This window comes from Thermostichus sp. OS-CIW-31 (assembly GCF_054060305.1).
The window spans coordinates 129,732-146,273 of sequence record NZ_JBSSDA010000005.1; the positions used below are offsets into that span (position 1 = coordinate 129,732).

Here is a 16,542-nt window from a genome sequence, read left to right on the forward strand (position 1 = left end):
TATGCGGATCCTCTCTCTCGCTTTACAAAACTTCAAATCTCATGAGGATGCCGTCTTCACGTTTGAGCCAGGTATTAACGCCATTTGCGGAGAAAACGGAGCGGGCAAGACCAGCATTTTGGAAGCCATTGCCTGGGTTTTGTTCGACTACTGCCCCTACAGCCAAGAAGAAATCATTCGCTCCGGGGCCAACGACGCAGTGGTGACTGTGCAATTTATCTCCCAATGGGATCAGCGCACCTACGATGTCCGCCGCAGCGTAATGCAGGGATATCGTCTCTTTGATCCCCAGCTGAAGCAGCGCCTAGAGTATGAGCGCAAGTCCGATGTGCTGCCGTGGCTGAGGCAACATTTGGGCGTACCTGCCGGTACCGACCTGGCGCGGCTCTTTGCCACAACGATTGGGGTGCCCCAAGGGACTTTCACGGCAGACTTTCTCAAAACCGGTCGAGATCGCAAAGAAGTTTTCGATCGCATCTTAAAGGTGGAAGAGTACCAGCAGGTGGCCAAAGACCTGTTGGCGGTCGAAAAATACAGCGAGGCGCAGATTCAGGCCATTCATCATCAAATTGAATTGCTCCATCAACAGCTACAGGAATGGGATCCGCTGCAAGCGGAGCGGCAGAAAATCCAACAAGAACTGAGTTATTGGCAAGAGCGCTTGAGTCAGTCGATCCACACTCTGGATCAGGTTAAGCTTGAGATCGAGCGACTGGAGAAATGGCTTGAGCAAATCCAAACTTTAGATCACCAGATTGCCCAACTGGAGCAAAAGGGATCCCTGCTTCAGGTATCTCTTGAGCAGGCAGAAAAGTTATGGGCAGAGGCCAGGCAAGCTCAAGCGCAGCAACAGCAATACTGGGAGGGATCTCAGCATTTTTTGGCCACAGAAGCTCGCTTGCGGGAGCTGGAAAAACAGCAACAGCAACGCTTGGAGTGGCTGAAACAGCGGGATGCTTTGCTCTCGCAAAAGCAGCATATCGAAAACCAATTGGCAAGACTTCAAGAAAAGTTAAGCCAACAGCAGCGCTGGAAGCAGGAGCTAGAGGAGCTAACCCCGCAAATTCAGGTCCAAGAGGAGCTAGAGCGTCAGCAGACCTATTGGACTCAACAGCTCAACACGTTGCTACACCTGCACCGCGAATGGGAACAGATCCAGGCAGAATGGACAGCCCACGCCGAGCGCTGTCAACTGCTACAAAGCCGAGTGCAAGAAGCTGAACAGGCCCAGGCCATATGTCGGCAGCATCAATTGACCTACAACCGTTATTTGCAGTTGGAAACCCTCATTGCAGAGCAGGAAGCGCTGCGGCGAACCCGACAAACTTTACTGGCTCAACGGGAAACTTTGCAACATCAACTGCATCGATTGGAGCTGCAGGGATCCGAATATCAGCAACAGCTCCAGATCTTCCAAAAAATGGAGGCGGAAAAACTTGAGCTGCAACCCCTGTGTGAACGGCAGGCCTCCCTGGAGCAGCGCCACTCCCAACTTGGCGAGAAGTTGGCTTCCTTTCAGGCTCTGCGCCTTGAACTCAAACAACGGGAAACGGAGCAGGAACAAGGCCAAGTCCAATTGCAACAACTGCAGCTCCAACTGAGACAACGGCAGGCGGATTTGGAGCGGGTAGCCGCCATTCCTGCGCTCGAAACTCAACAGGAGCGATTGCAAACTCAGCTCAGCCGCATTGCCGCAGCTCGTCAATTTCAACAGGAGCTACAAGCCCTTTTTGAGCAGGGCTCGGATCAATTGGCTCAACACCATCACAGCATCCGGCAACTTCTGGACGAATTGGAAGCGCAGCGACACAACTATCCCCAACTTCAATCTCTGTGGCAGCGGATCCCAGAGGTACTCACTCGATCTTCAGCACTCAGCCAACAGTTGCTCCAGTCCATCCATCAGATTTTGCAGGATCTGGCTCCCCAAACTTCCGAGCCCCAACTTCGTCAGCAGTTGTCCAACATCCAAAAACAACTCAGGACTTTGCAACCCTTGCTCGGCCTAACCGCACAAATACCCGATTTACAAGCCCAAATTCAGCAACTGCTGCAGTTGCAAGCCGAACGACAAAGCAGAATTGATGATCTTCACTGGGATCTTGAGGCTGAGCCCACCTTCCTTCGGCAACAACAGGAAATTGAGCAGGCGCTACAAGCTCTAGGGGATCCCAGGGGACAGATCCAACGCCTGCAAAAAGAGCTGAATGGCAAGCCCAGAGTGGAGCAAGAATATCAACAGCTCACAGAACAGATTCGCCAACTCCAACACCAGATCCAAAATCTAGAACGACAGCTTGAGCCCTTGCGGGATCTGGAGGACAGAATTGCCAATTTGCGGGAAGAGCAAAGAAGCCATCGCAGCAGCTATGAAACGGTTATCCGCCTGCAGGCTCTTGCCCAAAGCTTGCCACAACGAAAAGATGAACTCAAAACTGCCCAATCGACGCTGGAGCAACTCCAAAAAGCTGGGCAAGAGAAACAGGCCCAAATTGGCGAATGGGAAAAGGCTCAAGGCTCAAGGGATCATCTGCAGGCCCAAATTGAAAAAGCCGCCGAAACGTTGAAGGCTCTGGGGGATCCCAGAAGTCAAGCCGAACGGCTCAAAGCAGAGCTAAAACAGGAAAAGCAGTATTTACAAATGCAGGCCGACTGCCTGCAGCAGCTTCAGGATTTACAGGCCGCACTCAACCCTATCGAGGAGGCCCTATGCCAAACGGAGCATCTGGATCGAGAGCTGGGATCCCTGCAGGAAGAACGCGAACGATACCGTTTAGATCACGAGCGCTATCTGCAGGCAGAACCCATCGCCAAATTGCTTCCCCAACGGGAACAAGAGCTGGCCGAGCTGAACGCTCAACGGCAGCAACTGCAAGCTCAACTCTCCCAACTTCGCGCAGCACGGGATCCCTTGGCTGCTCTGTATCAACCGCAGGAGCATGAGCGCCTTCGATCCCTTTTGCAGGCCACTGAAATTCAAAAAGCCGAAGCCCAAGCCCGCCTGGAGAGCTTAGCTCCTCAACTGAGCAAAATTGAGGAAAAGTTGCGGCAATTGGAACAGGCCAAGGCCAGCTTAAAGCAAGTCGAGGCCGAAAAAACTGAGAGAGAACGCCTGCACCGCTTTATCAAATTCAGCCGAGAGACCTACAGAAAAGCCGGCCCCCAAGTTACCCAATACTACCTGCAGCAGATTAACCATACCGCCGATCACCTCTTCCGAGAAATTCTCAACCGTCCCAACGTCACCCTGACCTGGGAAGCCGATTATGAGATCCGCGTTCAAGAAGCCGGCAGCCCCAAACGACGGTTTGCCAGCCTTTCCGGGGGAGAGCAAATGTCGGCGGCCTTGGCAGTGCGCTTGGCTTTACTCAAGGTGTTGGGACAACTAAATATTGCCTTTTTCGATGAGCCCACCACCAATATGGATACCCAACGGCGACAGCGGCTGGCAGAGGCTATTACCAACCTGCGATCTTTTGAGCAGCTGTTTGTCATCAGCCACGACGATACCTTTGAGCAAATGACAGAAAATGTTATTCGGGTGGAAAGGCACTCCGGATCCAAGTCGGTAGGGAGGGATCCCGCCCATGGTGTTTAGAGCCGACCGGATCCTGGCGGTCTTGCAGCAAAAGCGGGAAGCCTTTGCCACTTTTGATCAAAGGCTGTCGGAGCGCAGAGAATATTATAAGCAGGCTATGGAAAGCTTGCGCCAGTGGTCGAGCTTAGAGATTGCCGAAAAAATAGCTCCATTCCCTTTCCCAGGCGCTTTACCTACTGCGGAGTGGGATCGCTACTCCAATTGGAAGATCCCTTTTGAGCAGGAATGGGCCAATTACGAAGAAAGCCGCGATTGGGCGAAGTCGGTCATTGAAAATATTCCTACCTTTGCCGTAGATGGATCCCAGATTTATCCCAGCAAAGATCTGTCAATACCGGTGGCGCTGGTGCAAATTGGCTGGTATGAAAACCATCATTGTGCAACAGGCTTGTACGAAAAAGACATTCAAGTGGATGTATTGACTCCAAGGGACCTGGGATCCGACAGCAGCGGCGAACCGAAAGAGCGAATGGTTAACATGCGCCGCTTTCAAATGGAAATCGAGAGACTTGTAGAATACATTCAAAAATCTCAACCGGGATCCCGAAAATTGGCCTTTTTGGACGGGGCGCTGGTGGCTACTTTTGCCGAAGTCTTTGAGCCAGAAAGCCAAGATTTCTATGTGCAGTGTTTGCTCCAGCTTTTGCGGGCCAGCGAGCAAAGCCGGATCCCTATCGTGGCTTACATAGACACCACCTACACTTCCGATCTGGTGACGTTGCTCAAGCATTGTTTTGACCTACCCGAAGCTCCACAGCTTCACGATGCGCAACTGCTCAGCCCCTGGTTGGATTGGGGGGATCGCACACCTTTTTTCATCTGTGCCCGCGGCGGCAGCCTCAACCCCCAAGATGGGATCCTCAACTCCTACCAAGAAATGCGGGAGCGAGTGGGGTTTGTTTACCTGCGCACCAATGACAACTTTCCGGCCCGCTTGGAAATACCCGTTTGGGTTTATGAGGCAGGACTGTTGGACTGGTTGGTGGATCTGGTTCGCTGTGAGGTGGTGATTGGGCGAGGTTATCCTTATGTGCTGGAGACAGCCGATCAAATAGCCGTTATCCGCAATGAGGATCGCAACCTTTTCTTGCGTCTCATGCAAGATTGGGCCGCTCGCGAAAAGCTGAACCTAAGGCTATCCCGGAAAACAGTAAGTAAATTACAGCGGAGACGAGTTCGATGAGATTGGGAAAGGTAGTTCGCTCCAACAATCACTGTGATTATGTGGTGCAGGTGGACGATGCTTTAGAAGTCAAAAATCCGCCGGCTCCTGATGACTATGGCTTCGGCAGCTTTGTCAAGCTAGAAAGCGACCGGCGACACTGGGCTGTAGGTCTGGTTTACAATACCCAACTCCTGAATCCGATGTTCCTCAATTCTGGGCCGCGCCTTTCCAGCCAGCCGGATCCCTATTTTTCCCCCGATTTGCAGAATGAGGTGCGCACATTGCTCTCGGTGGTTTTAATCGGGGCTCTGGATGAAGAGCGCCGCTGTGGCCGGCAAGGGATCCCACGCGTGGTGGTGCCTGTAAACACGCCGGTTTTTCGCATGAGCCGGGAAGAGATCCTGCGCTTTCACCAGGATCCCCAAGGTCAAACCCAATTTTCCTACTATGGTTTGCTGCTGAGTAGCGGCGGCAACTTTGCCAATCATTTGATCTACCAAGTCTTGAACGACATTACGCCGATGTTTGCCGATCCAGCTCAACGGCGAGCCCTGCAAATCTTAAGCAAAGAATTGGCCTGGAAAATGACTGTAGGAGCGATGCGCTGATGCCCCAAAAAATCACCGTCAATGGCCACCATCCAGAAGCCACCCTCTCTCCAACTGAGGACTCTCCAGAGGTAATTGGCACCGTCAAAGGGCCTGGAGAAACCTCTAACCAATATGTTTTCATCACTTCCAATACCCAAGCGGTAAAGGTGGGCGATTTCGTCTATTACGAAGTCCAGGATCCCCAATCGCAAACGCTGCAAATCTTGGGTAAAATTAGCCAAGTTCAGCTCCTGGATCACATCCCCGATCGCATCTTTGCCGATACCGAAATCGATCCCAGCACCATTGTGGCTCTGGTGGGCTTCACCCATCCCAATCCGGAAATCTATGCGGTTACCGTCGAGGTCATCGGCTATTTCAATCAGAAGATGGGCTTTATTAACCCCCGCCGCGCTCCGGATCCCGGTGCCAAGGTTTTTCTGGCCTCCAATCGTCTGCTGAAATCGATTTTGAACAAACGAGATGAAACAGCCATTGGGGGTGCTCACTTGGGCAGCCTGTTGTTGCGCGATGAGGGGGCGGTGCCCGTAGTACTGGACGTCAAGGAAATGGTCAGCACCCATCTGGCCATTTTGGCGGGGACGGGATCCGGTAAATCTTATACAGCAGGGGTTTTGATCGAAGAGCTGCTTTTGCCCAAAAACCGAGCTGCCGTTCTCATTTTCGATCCCCACGGGGAATACCACACGCTGGCAGAAATGCAGTCCCACCCCAAGTTTTTTGGGGAAGACGGCTACCGTCCTAAAGTCAAGGTTCTTTCACCGCAGGAAATTAAGATTCGTGTATCTTCTCTTAACTTCTTTGATATTCTGACCCTGCTGCCAGAGACCACTGACCGACAGAAATCTTTTCTGGAGAAAGCCTTTCGCAAAACAACTCAATTTAACCCGATCCGCTGGACGATTCAGGATTTAATCGATGCCGTAAATGAAGCTGATTCTGCAGAAGATGGATCCCAGGGATCCTCAGCCGCCGCCTTGGAGTGGAAATTAGAACAGATCGACCGCTCTCCTTATTTCAGCAATGTAGAACATCTGGCCCCCAAAGACTTGTTTGAGCCGGGGCAGGTGACCATTCTACAAATGCACGAGATCAGCCAGGAAGAACAGCAGGTGATCGCCGCTGCCATCTTGCGCCAGGCCAACTATGCTCGCATCAATACCCACAAAGGCAAGATCCAGGCAGGGGACGAAAATTACTTGCCCTATCCCGTCTTTATTCTGCTGGAAGAGGCCCATCGGTTTGCCCCTGCCCACGAGCCTTCCCGTTGCAAACAGGTGCTGCGCACCATCCTCAGCGAAGGACGCAAGTTTGGACTGGGGGTAGGTCTCATCACGCAACGCCCTGGCAAGTTAGACTCGGATATTCTGTCTCAATGCATGAGCCAATTTTTGATGCGAATTGTCAACCCTGCCGATCAGGAAAATTTGCGCCACAGTGTCGAGGCTGCCGGGCGGGATCTGTTACAGGAATTGCCCGCCTTGAGCAAAGGTCAGGTGATCGTCTCCGGTGTGTGCGTCAATACCCCCGTGTTATGTAAAGTGCGGAAGCGTTATACGCAGCATGGCGGCGAAACGTTGGATATTCTCGGCCTCTGGCAAAGGCATTCCCAAGAGCACCACCAACGGGATCGCTTGGCCCAGTCGGCCCCTCTCAAACCGCGTCCTCAACCTCAGGTGGTGGATGGACTCAGCATTGATTAGCAATGGCCCAAAACTCCAACTGTGGCCTGATCTCAATCGCTGAATCTGCCAAATCTACAATCCGAAACCACTGCTTGATTGCAATACAATTCATTTCACAGAAACAAGTTTTGGGGCGAGCAGGATGAGGAAACAAGCCCTTTTGCCAAGCTTCCTGGGCATTGCCGTTGCAGTTCTACTGGGATCCGGGCCTGCCTATGCTCAGTTGCGGCTGATCCCCGAAGCGGCGCGGCGGGTATACGAAGCTCTGCCGGATCTGCCCCTGGAAAACACCTACACCCCTATTAACCCCAACGATGGCGGCCCCGCACCCGAAGAGGATACTTTGGTGCGGCGAATGATGATCTATCACCTGCAGGTGGCTGGTCGCTCCCCCACCGACCGCTTTGACTGGCAACTGACGCTGGCAGACTATTTCGATGCCAACGAGCCAATCATCGCCCAACGGTATCCCGGTGCCGACCGCCTCACGGTCAACCCCTACGCCCAAGACAAAGCCGTTGTACAATCCCTGAACCGGCAACAGCGACAGGCCCTGCTGGAAGCCCTTGTGCTGGCCTTCGGTGGGGATCCCGACCCCAAACCCCTCTACATTCCCGCCGACTTGAATCCTGTCCCCGCCCTACCCACCCCAGAACCCATGCAACCTTTGCTGCTCCCTGGTAGCGGAGGGGCTGACCTGCTCAGGCCCTAGCCATTCCAGCCTCCTGTCAAGCTGGGGATCGCCGTTCCAGCGCAACCCAAAATGCCTGGTGAACGACTCCCGGGGTAGACGCCCCTAGGGCGGGCTTCACGCTTCACAGACTTGTCTATGCAGAGGTCTCCGCGTGCTGCCACCGTGCATCCCACGGCAGGGACAGACCGGGGAAACTCTCCAGAGAGGTATATCTTGGACGGCTTTCATCCCAACACTGTTCGCCTAGCGTCTCTTTTGCTCTTGGGTAAACACAATTCGCAAATACAGTGCGGGGCTTCCCACCGTTGAAGCTAACTCAGGGCTTGGCCAGTATAGTTCTCAATGCAGCGCAGGAAGAGCTCCACGCCAAGGCCAAGGGCAGCTTCATCAAAATCAAAGCGGGGATGGTGATGGGGATAGTCCAGTCCCTTGGCGGGGTTGGCGGATCCCAAAAAAAAGTAGCAGCCGGGCACCTCGTTGAGAAAAAAGGAGACGTCCTCGCCGCCCATGGTCATTTCTGGGATGATCCTCGCCTCTGGGCCAAACACCTGGCGGGCAGCTTGTTCCACCAGAGCTGCCATAGCAGGATCGTTTTGAACCGCCGGATAGCCCCGCTCGAATCGAAACTCGTAGGTGGCCCCGTAGGCTTGGCAAATGCCGGCAACGATTTCTTCCATACGTTTTGAGATCAAATCCCGCACTTCCGGCTGAAAGCTGCGCACGGTGCCCCAAATCTCAGCTCTAGGGGCAATGACGTTAAAGGTATCGCCAGCCCGGAAGCGGCCCACCGTCACCACCGCCGGCTGCAGCGGATCCACACTGCGGGAGACGATGGTCTGCAAAGCATTGACAATGTGGGATCCCACCACAATGGCATCCACTGTTTGTTGGGGAAGGGCAGCATGTCCGCCTCGCCCGATCACCTGAATCTGAAAGCGGTCGGCAAAGGCCATCGAGGGGCCACTTTTCACGCCAATAGTGCCCAGAGGGCGATTATTCCACAGGTGTAGGCCGAGGATGGCTTCCACATCCGGGTTTTTCAGAACCCCCGCTTCCACCATTGGCTTAGCCCCGCCGGGGCCTTCTTCGGCAGGCTGAAAAATGACCTTGACGGTACCCCTGAGGTGGTGGCGGTGCTGTTGCAGCAGCTTGGCGGTGCCTAGAGCAATGGCGGTGTGGCCGTCGTGGCCGCAGGCGTGCATGACGTTAGGGACAGCGGAGCAGTAATCAACTTCGTTAGCCTCGTGAATGGGCAGGGCATCCATGTCGGCCCGCAGCGCCAAGACTGGCCCCGGCTCTTCTCCTGTAATGGTGGCTACAATGCCAGTGTGGGCAATGCCAGTCTGGTGCGGGATCCCCCAGCTTTTCAGGCGCTGGCTGATGTAGGCGGCGGTTTGCTTCTCCTGGAAGCCCAGCTCAGGATACTTGTGGATGTGGCGGCGCCAGGTCACCAACTCGGGTTGTAAAGCTCGAACAGCAGGGCGAAGTGCGGGAAAGGACATGACCTGAAAAACAAAAAAACAAAAATGTCTTGGAAAACCTTCACCGATGGCCAGTGTTGGTTGCATGCAGTTGCCTGTCGATTTTGCCCAGTATGGCATTGCTGAGGCTGCTTTCCGCTCGGCGTCGAGGTGGACATCTAGGCCCACTGGGATCCGGTTTCCGGCGGCAGATCCTGCCAACGGCCCGGCCCCACTGCTCGCAAAGCTTCCTGCAAGGAGATCGCCCCTGAGTAGAGGGCCTTGCCCAAAATGGCCCCTGTCAAACGGGGCAAGCTCAACAAAGCCAGCAAATCGGTCAGCGAGCCGATCCCTCCCGAAGCAATTACAGGCACTTGAGAGACGGCTAGGATCTGGCGCAGCTGTTCTAAATTGGGCCCGGCCAGGGTGCCATCCCGGCTAATGTCGGTATAGATGATCCCGGCAGCTCCTTGGGCTTGCACCCGTTGCACTAGCTCAGGAGCCCGCAGGGGAGTGGTGCTCAGCCAGCCGCGGGTGGCCACCTGCCCTTGCCGAGCGTCGATCCCCACCCAAACCCGACCGGGGAAGGCTTGGGTCATAGCCTCCAGGGTGTCGGGATCCTCTACGGCTAGGGTGCCAACGATCACCCGATCCACCCCCAGCTCCAGCAACTGCCGCGCCCGTTCCAGGGATCGGATCCCACCCCCCACCTGCACCGGGATGGCCAGGCTGCGGACAATGCGCTCAATGATGGGCAGGTTGACTGGATCCCCGCTTTTGGCTCCGTCCAGATCGACCACATGCAGGCGAGGGGCACCCTGTGCCGCCCAAGCTTCGGCCTGCTGGATGGGGTCATCGGCCACCTGTTCCGCCTGAGCATAATCCCCCTGGTAGAGGCGCACGGCGTGGCCCTGGAGAAGGTCGATGGCGGGGATCACCTCTAAGAAGGCGCTGGTGTAAGGCATGATTGGGATCCCTTAGGGGCTTCTCCAGTATCGCCCAGGGGGGAGAATGGGAAAACCTTTTGGGGCGACCATGAACGCACGTCAACTGGCCCTCTTGGCCTTGCAGAAGATCGAGCGGCAAAACGCCTATGCTGACGTGGTGCTAGAGCACCTGTTGGCCCACAGCCACCTGATCCCTGCCGACTGCCGCCTGGTCAGCGAGCTGGTGTACGGCGTTACCCGCCGTCGTCGCACCCTCGACGCCCTAATCGACTGCTTTGCCCAACGTCCTGCCCACAAGCAACCGCCCGATTTGCGGCTCATTCTGCACCTTGGCCTCTACCAGCTGGCTTTTTTGGATCACATCCCCCCCAGCGCTGCCATCCACACCAGCGTGGAATTGGCCCGCCAGATGGGGCTGGGATCCCTGACAGGGGTGGTGAACGGCATCTTGCGCGCCTACCAGCGGCAAGTGTTGGATCAGCCAGAGAAGGATCCCCTCAAGCCCCTCGAGGACACTCTGCCAGCCGACCCAATTCAGGCTTTGGGGATCCGGCACAGCTTTCCCGACTGGTTGGTGAGCCTATGGTGGGAGCGCCTGGGGCCGGTGGAAACGGAGCAGTTGTGTGCTTGGTTTAATCAGCCACCCCACCTGGATTTGCGGGTCAACCCACTGCGGGCAGATGTGAATAAAGTCATTCAAGCCTTGGCAGCAGCCGGGATCCCTGCCCTCCCCATCTCCGAGGTGCCGGGTGCCTTGCGACTTCAGGATCATGCTGGCGACATCACGGCCCTGCCCGGCTTTGCCCAGGGTTGGTGGAGCGTTCAGGATGCCAGTGCCCAGCAGGTGGTGCATTGGCTGGATCCCCAGCCAGGGGAGCGGGTGATCGACTGCTGCGCTGCTCCGGGCGGCAAGACCACCCAAATAGCCCAACACATGCAGGATCGGGGGGAAATCTGGGCTTTGGATCGTCACCCCCACCGTCTGCGGCGCCTGGAGGAAAATAGGCAGCGCCTGGGCTTGAGCTCAATCCGTCCCCTGGCCATCGACCTGTTATCCCTGAGCGCTGCTGCCGATCGCGTCAGCGGGACGGAGTCCTTACCCCCTGCCCCCTTGCCCCCCTGGCACAGCGCCGACCGGGTTTTGCTGGATGCCCCATGCTCCGGCTTGGGAACCCTGCACCGCCATGCTGACGCTCGCTGGCGGCAGACTCCAGAGCGGATCCCTGAATTGGCCCACCTGCAAGCTCAGCTTCTGCAGGTGGCAGCCCGTTGGCTTAAGCCGGGCGGGGTGTTGGTGTACGCTACCTGCACGCTGCACCCTGCCGAAAACGAGGAGATCATTCAAGCCTTTCTCGACAGCCACCCCAATTGGGCTGCTGAAGGGGATCCCCTGCTCATCTGGCCCCACCGGCAGGATCGGGATGGATTTTTTATCCAACGGCTGCGTCGATACGGTTAAATAAACCTTCCATCGTGGTGCTTCCCAGGTGCTCCGAGCCATCAACCCTCAGCTTTCCTGAGGGAGAAAAGGATTATCTCCAAGCAAGAGACTGACTGTTGCCCCATGGTTTCTGATCGCGTTAGCGGGACGGAGTCCTTACTGCTGACCAGTCCGAAAAACCCCTGGATCCGCAAGTTGCGGCAGTTGCACCGCAGCAAAGGCCGGCGGGAACAGGGCGCCTTTTTGGTGGAGGGATCCCACCTCATCGAAGAAGCCCTGCGAGTTGGCTGGCCCCTGCAGGCTCTCTGCTACACGCTTGAGTGGGCTGAGCGTTACCCACAATTGCTGGCCAATCTGCCCAAGAGTCTACGGCGGCAGGCCGTCAGCTCAGAAGTCATGGCAGCGCTCTGTACCACCGAGTCTCCCGAAGGAGCCGTGGCCGTGGCCGTCAGTCGGCAGATTCCCTCTCCCCCCTTGTCCGGGGTACGTTTGGGCCTTGTGGTGGAAACGCTGCAAGATCCAGGCAATTTGGGATCCCTAATCCGAGTCGTGGCCGCCGCAGGAGCCGACGGCCTTTGGCTAAGCGCAGACAGCGTCGATCCCGAAAACCCCAAAGTCTTGCGGGCCTCTGCCGGCCAGTGGTTTCGCCGTCCGCCCCAAGTCGTGCCCGACCTAGCCGCCTGGATCCAGAGCTGCCGTTGCCACGGGATCCAAGTCTTGGCTGCTACCCTCTCCCCCACAGCAAACTGCTACTGGGATCAAGATCTCACCCGCCCTACCCTTTTTCTCCTGGGCAACGAAGGGGCTGGCCTGAGGGAAGCGACTATCCAACAGGCCGATGCCCAGGTGCGGATCCCTATGGCCGAGGGTGTCGAATCTCTGAACGTCGCTATGACGGGGGGGTTGTTGCTCTACGAGGCCCTGCGCCAGCGGCGATCTCGCTCAGGAAGCGCTCCCTGAACAGCTAGCTGCTCCCTCAGAACTCTTCCTCTACAAAGACCGCATCCTCATTCTCTTCCTGCTCTCCCTCCTCCATCGCTGCCGGCCGGCTGGCGGAAACCGTCACCCCCGCAGAAAGTTTCTCCCGCACAGCCGCTTCCACCTCCGCTAGGAGCTCTGGGTTTTCCTTCAAGTAGACAACCAGATTGTCCCTTCCTTGGGCAACATTTTCCTCCTTGTAGCTGTACCAAGAGCCGCGGCGCTTGAGAATGCCCATCTCCTCGGCCAGATCGATAATGCAGCCGATGTTGGAGATCCCTTGGCCGAAAATGATGTCAAATTCTGCCCGCCGGAAAGGGGGGGCAACTTTGTTTTTCACCACCTTGACCCGCGCTCGGATCCCGTATTCTTCCGCACCTTTTTTCAGGGTTTGAACGCGGCGAATATCTAGCCGCACCGACGCATAAAACTTAAGGGCATTGCCGCCGGTGGTGGTCTCCTGGGGGCCATAGCCTATGCCGCCAATTTTGGAGCGCAATTGGTTTAAGAAAAGAACGATGGATCCGGTTTTGCTGACATTTCCGGCAATCTTGCGCAGCGCTTGGCTCATCAGGCGCGCCTGCAATCCCACATGGGCATCTCCCATATCCCCTTCGATCTCAGCCCGAGGCACCAACGCTGCTACCGAGTCCACCACCACGATATCCACAGCTGCCGAGCGCACCAACTGATCGACAATCTCCAGGGCGGCCTCCCCCGTGTCCGGCTGGGAGATCAACAGGTTTTGAATATCAACCCCCAAAGCTGCTGCGTAAGTGGGATCCAGCGCATGTTCCGCATCCACAAAAGCTGCCGTTCCCCCTTGTTTTTGCACTTCGGCGATGGCATGTAGGGCAATTGAAGTTTTCCCAGAAGATTCCGGCCCAAAGACTTCGATAATCCGCCCTTTTGGGTAACCTCCGCCCAAGGCCAAGTCGAGGGTGATGGCCCCACTGGGTATGGTCTCCACCCGCATCTGGGTGGCATCTCCCAGGCGCATGATTGCCCCTTTGCCGAAATTCCGCTCGATCTGGCTTAACACCTGCTCCAGGGCTTTGCGTTTTTCTGACTTCAATTTGTCCGAGTCATCAGCAGTGTTCACAGCAGCGGCTTTCCGGGCCATAACCCGCATCCCCCCCAGGAGTCGTGGTGGAAAATCGAGCCTGCATTCTAACATTGTCGCCTTGCTCTGAGCGGATCCCTCTCCCTCCAACTGCAGTCAGCTCGTACCTTGCCTCGGTTCCTAACTCCCCTCTCCCTCTGGGAGAGGGGATGGGGGTGAGGGCAGGTCTTCTGCATAGCCTTGCAGAGCGGGTAGAGTGGGCTAAAGGGATCTGCTCAGGAATGTCCCCACGGTCATGACTTTGGTCTTACAATCCCCCGGCCCGGTTGTGTTTAGTTGGGGGCCGCTCAGCCTGCGCTGGTATGGCTTATTGATCGGCCTGGCAATGGTGTTGGGCTTGCTCCTGGCTCGCCATCTGGCAGCTCGGCGTGGCCTTCCCCCCAGTTCCATGCCTGATCTGCTGGTGTGGTTGGTGGTTGGATCCCTGCCCCTTGCTCGCCTGTACTATGTGGCCTTTGAGTGGGAACGCTATCGAGATGGCCCTTGGTGGCAGGTCTTGGCCCTCTGGCAGGGGGGCATTGCCATTCACGGTGCCTTGATCGGCGGCAGTGCGGCGCTTTACCTGTTCGCCCGGCGGCACCGGCTGAGTTTTTGGTTGCTAGCCGATTGCCTTGTTCCCTCCCTCAGCCTTGGTCAGGGGATCGGACGTTGGGGCAACTTCTTCAACAACGAAGCCTACGGAAAGGTGTTGCCTCCGGATAGCCCTCTGTGGGTACAACTGCAGCTGCCTGATGGATCGCGCGTCCATCCCACTTTTTTGTACGAATCCCTCTGGAACTTTGGTCTCTTCGGGCTCCTGCTCTTTTTAAGCTACCGGCGCCAGCTTCCCCCCGGCACCCTCTTGGGCCTCTACTTGGTGGGGTACAGCCTGGGGCGCTTCTGGATCGAAGGCCTGCGCACCGATAGCCTCATGCTGGGATCCCTGCGGGTGGCGCAGGGGGTGAGCCTGTTGCTCATTGGAGCAGGCCTGGCCGCAATCTTGACAGCTCCCAAACGCGTTTCTGTTCACCCAAACGAGGCAACTTCCTCGCCTGGGATCCCCGCCCCAAAGGAGTTGTAAGCCATGGCCAGCGAACAGAATGAAGAGCTCTGGCAGCAAGCCTCCCCTCTGCTGCTGCCATCCGCCGCTGCTACCCAATCACTAGGGGCCCTCGTAGCTCAAGCCGCCCTTGGCTTCCTCGCCCCTTCAGGTCAACAAAAATCTCCCCCTCCCAGCCGCAGCCTCGGCTCCACTTCCGGCTTGGTCATTCTTCTCGAAGGTAATCTGGGCAGCGGCAAAACCACCTTTGTGCAGGGACTAGGGCAGGGCTTGGGGATCCCCGAACCCATCGACAGCCCCACCTTCGTGCTGGTACAGGAATACCGCACCGGGCGGATCCCTCTCTTCCATTGCGATCTCTACCGTCTGGAGCCCTCTTCTGCCGCTCGCGCCGGTGGGAGAGAGTCCACACTCCTGGAAGACCTAGGGCTAGAAGAACTTTGGAGCCAAGGTGGGATCACCGCCATTGAGTGGCCCCAGTACCTCTGCCATCTGCCTGCGACCTACCTCTGGCTGTGCCTACAGCCACATCCCCAACAGGAAGGAGCCCGCCTTCTACACGTCAAGGGAAAGGGATCCCAGACTGGCCACCTTTGGCAGCAAGTTCTTTCTCAATTCACTCAGCAAAACCTCGAAGAAGGGATCCACTTCTCCTCCTGAAAGTACTTGAAAGCAGAAGAAAAAGTTGAGATCCCAAAAGACTTATGGTCATTTCGATTCCAACTAGGACACTGCACCCGCGCCTAAAACGTTGAATGTACGGAGCCAGAAGGCTCTTCTCAGCAGTTCAGTCGCTTCACCCCAGCCTAAAACGACTATGAACTTGAGGCAAACGGCCAGAACTTAGCCAAAAGTCATCCTCAGGCCAAATCAAACAGCAGCACCTCAGCACCTTTCTCACTGAAAAGGTTGAGCTCGCTTTCCCTAGCAATAGCCACGCCATCTCCTTCTCGCAAAAACAAGCCATTTAGGGTCACATTGCCGCGAGCCACCTGCAGCCATCCGTAGCGCTTCTCATCCAAATATTGGCAGATGGTGTGTCCCGGCTCAATCAACCCCGCGTAGAGATTCACATCCTGATGCACAATCACGGATCCCTGGCGCCCATCTCGAGAGGCAACTAAACAAAACTCATTGGGATGCTCTGTCAAACCCGTCGCTTTTTGTTCATAGCTGGGCTCCAGGTTTTCCTGCTCCGGCAAAATCCAAATTTGCAGCAGATGAACCTCCTCATCTGCCGAGTGGTTGTACTCGCTGTGCCAGATCCCTGTGCCTGCCGTCATCCGTTGAATTTCACCAGGACGAATCACAGATCCCGTGCCCAAGCTGTCTTTATGCTCAAGGATCCCTTCCAAAACATAGGTAACGATCTCCATGTCCCGGTGCCCATGGGTCGGAAAGCCAGCACTCGGGCTGATTCGGTCATCGTTAATCACCCGCAAAGCCCGGAAGCCCATGTAGCGAGGGTCGTAGTACTCTCCAAAAGAAAATGAGTGGTAAGTATCAAGCCAACTGAGCTTGACATGACCCCTCTCTTCCCGCTTGCGCAAAGTCAGCATCACAGTTTCTCCGAAACCTGACCCTCGCAACCATCTTATTAACTCTGCAGTCAGAATGTCAATATTCAAACAGTTTTATTTCTTCTTTTCCCTGCTATTCTCGCCAAAAACTTGCCAAAAATTTTGGGTTGGATATCTTGACGGGGTGGTGGTGGTGGGGATAGGGTAGTAAAGCGCCACAAGGCCACCCAGCCCCGGCGCCCCAGAACCTTGACAAGTAAGCTGTTCAGTCAACCATCGCC

Annotated in this window: 13 protein-coding genes; 9 read left to right on the plus strand and 4 right to left on the minus strand. The window is 56.1% G+C overall.

Features of this window, described 5'->3' with window-relative positions; translation table 11 throughout:
• The first annotated feature begins 1 nt into the window (after position 1).
• From ACVWY9_RS04900 to ACVWY9_RS04920, 5 genes are all read left to right on the plus strand, one after another.
• The gene (locus ACVWY9_RS04900; protein ID WP_457387660.1) at positions 2-3,598 is read left to right on the plus strand and encodes an AAA family ATPase; all 3,597 of its coding nucleotides are present in this window, start codon (positions 2-4) and stop codon (positions 3,596-3,598) included.
• Positions 3,588-4,781, plus strand: coding sequence for a DNA double-strand break repair nuclease NurA (locus ACVWY9_RS04905; RefSeq protein WP_457387661.1), 1,194 nt, complete (start codon positions 3,588-3,590; stop codon positions 4,779-4,781). The genes ACVWY9_RS04900 and ACVWY9_RS04905 overlap by 11 nt, the downstream gene beginning before the upstream one ends.
• Entirely contained in the window at positions 4,778-5,371 is a 594-nt protein-coding gene (locus ACVWY9_RS04910) for a hypothetical protein (protein WP_011433556.1), read from the plus strand. The genes ACVWY9_RS04905 and ACVWY9_RS04910 overlap by 4 nt, the downstream gene beginning before the upstream one ends.
• Positions 5,371-7,077, plus strand: coding sequence for an ATP-binding protein (locus ACVWY9_RS04915; RefSeq protein ID WP_457387662.1), 1,707 nt, complete (start codon positions 5,371-5,373; stop codon positions 7,075-7,077). Before ACVWY9_RS04910 ends, ACVWY9_RS04915 begins: the two co-directional genes overlap by 1 nt.
• Before the next feature lie 142 nt (positions 7,078-7,219).
• Entirely contained in the window at positions 7,220-7,771 is a 552-nt protein-coding gene (locus tag ACVWY9_RS04920; RefSeq protein WP_457387663.1) for a hypothetical protein, read from the plus strand.
• A 293-nt stretch (positions 7,772-8,064) separates the two neighbouring features.
• Here the strand turns inward: ACVWY9_RS04920 and ACVWY9_RS04925 are convergent, their stop codons facing one another.
• Complete coding sequence (locus ACVWY9_RS04925) at positions 8,065-9,255, minus strand: M20 metallopeptidase family protein (protein ID WP_457387664.1); 1,191 nt, start codon at positions 9,253-9,255, stop codon at positions 8,065-8,067.
• A 137-nt stretch (positions 9,256-9,392) separates the two neighbouring features.
• Positions 9,393-10,178 (minus strand): 1-(5-phosphoribosyl)-5-[(5-phosphoribosylamino)methylideneamino]imidazole-4-carboxamide isomerase, encoded by a 786-nt coding sequence (gene hisA / locus ACVWY9_RS04930; RefSeq protein WP_414424241.1) that lies wholly within the window; start codon positions 10,176-10,178, stop codon positions 9,393-9,395.
• Positions 10,179-10,248: 70 nt separating this feature from the next.
• On the opposite strand from hisA, the gene ACVWY9_RS04935 reads away from it, so the two are divergent.
• Positions 10,249-11,619, plus strand: a complete 1,371-nt coding sequence (locus ACVWY9_RS04935) for a 16S rRNA (cytosine(967)-C(5))-methyltransferase (protein ID WP_457387665.1) — start codon at positions 10,249-10,251, stop codon at positions 11,617-11,619.
• Between the two features lie 105 nt (positions 11,620-11,724).
• Positions 11,725-12,561 (plus strand): TrmH family RNA methyltransferase, encoded by an 837-nt coding sequence (locus tag ACVWY9_RS04940; RefSeq protein WP_457387666.1) that lies wholly within the window; start codon positions 11,725-11,727, stop codon positions 12,559-12,561.
• A 16-nt stretch (positions 12,562-12,577) separates the two neighbouring features.
• On the opposite strand, the gene recA is transcribed toward ACVWY9_RS04940, so the two are convergent.
• Entirely contained in the window at positions 12,578-13,702 is a 1,125-nt protein-coding gene (gene recA / locus ACVWY9_RS04945; RefSeq protein WP_414331989.1) for a recombinase RecA, read from the minus strand.
• Between the two features lie 235 nt (positions 13,703-13,937).
• Between recA and lgt the strand changes: the two genes are divergently transcribed.
• Positions 13,938-14,762: a prolipoprotein diacylglyceryl transferase gene (gene lgt / locus ACVWY9_RS04950; RefSeq protein ID WP_011433548.1), complete on the plus strand. Its 825-nt coding sequence runs from the start codon at positions 13,938-13,940 to the stop codon at positions 14,760-14,762.
• A 3-nt stretch (positions 14,763-14,765) separates the two neighbouring features.
• Positions 14,766-15,401, plus strand: coding sequence for a tRNA (adenosine(37)-N6)-threonylcarbamoyltransferase complex ATPase subunit type 1 TsaE (gene tsaE, locus ACVWY9_RS04955; RefSeq protein WP_457387667.1), 636 nt, complete (start codon positions 14,766-14,768; stop codon positions 15,399-15,401).
• 200 nt (positions 15,402-15,601) lie between these two features.
• Here tsaE and ACVWY9_RS04960 read toward each other — a convergent pair whose 3' ends face one another.
• Entirely contained in the window at positions 15,602-16,300 is a 699-nt protein-coding gene (locus tag ACVWY9_RS04960) for a pirin family protein (RefSeq protein WP_457387668.1), read from the minus strand.
• Positions 16,301-16,542 lie beyond the last annotated feature (242 nt).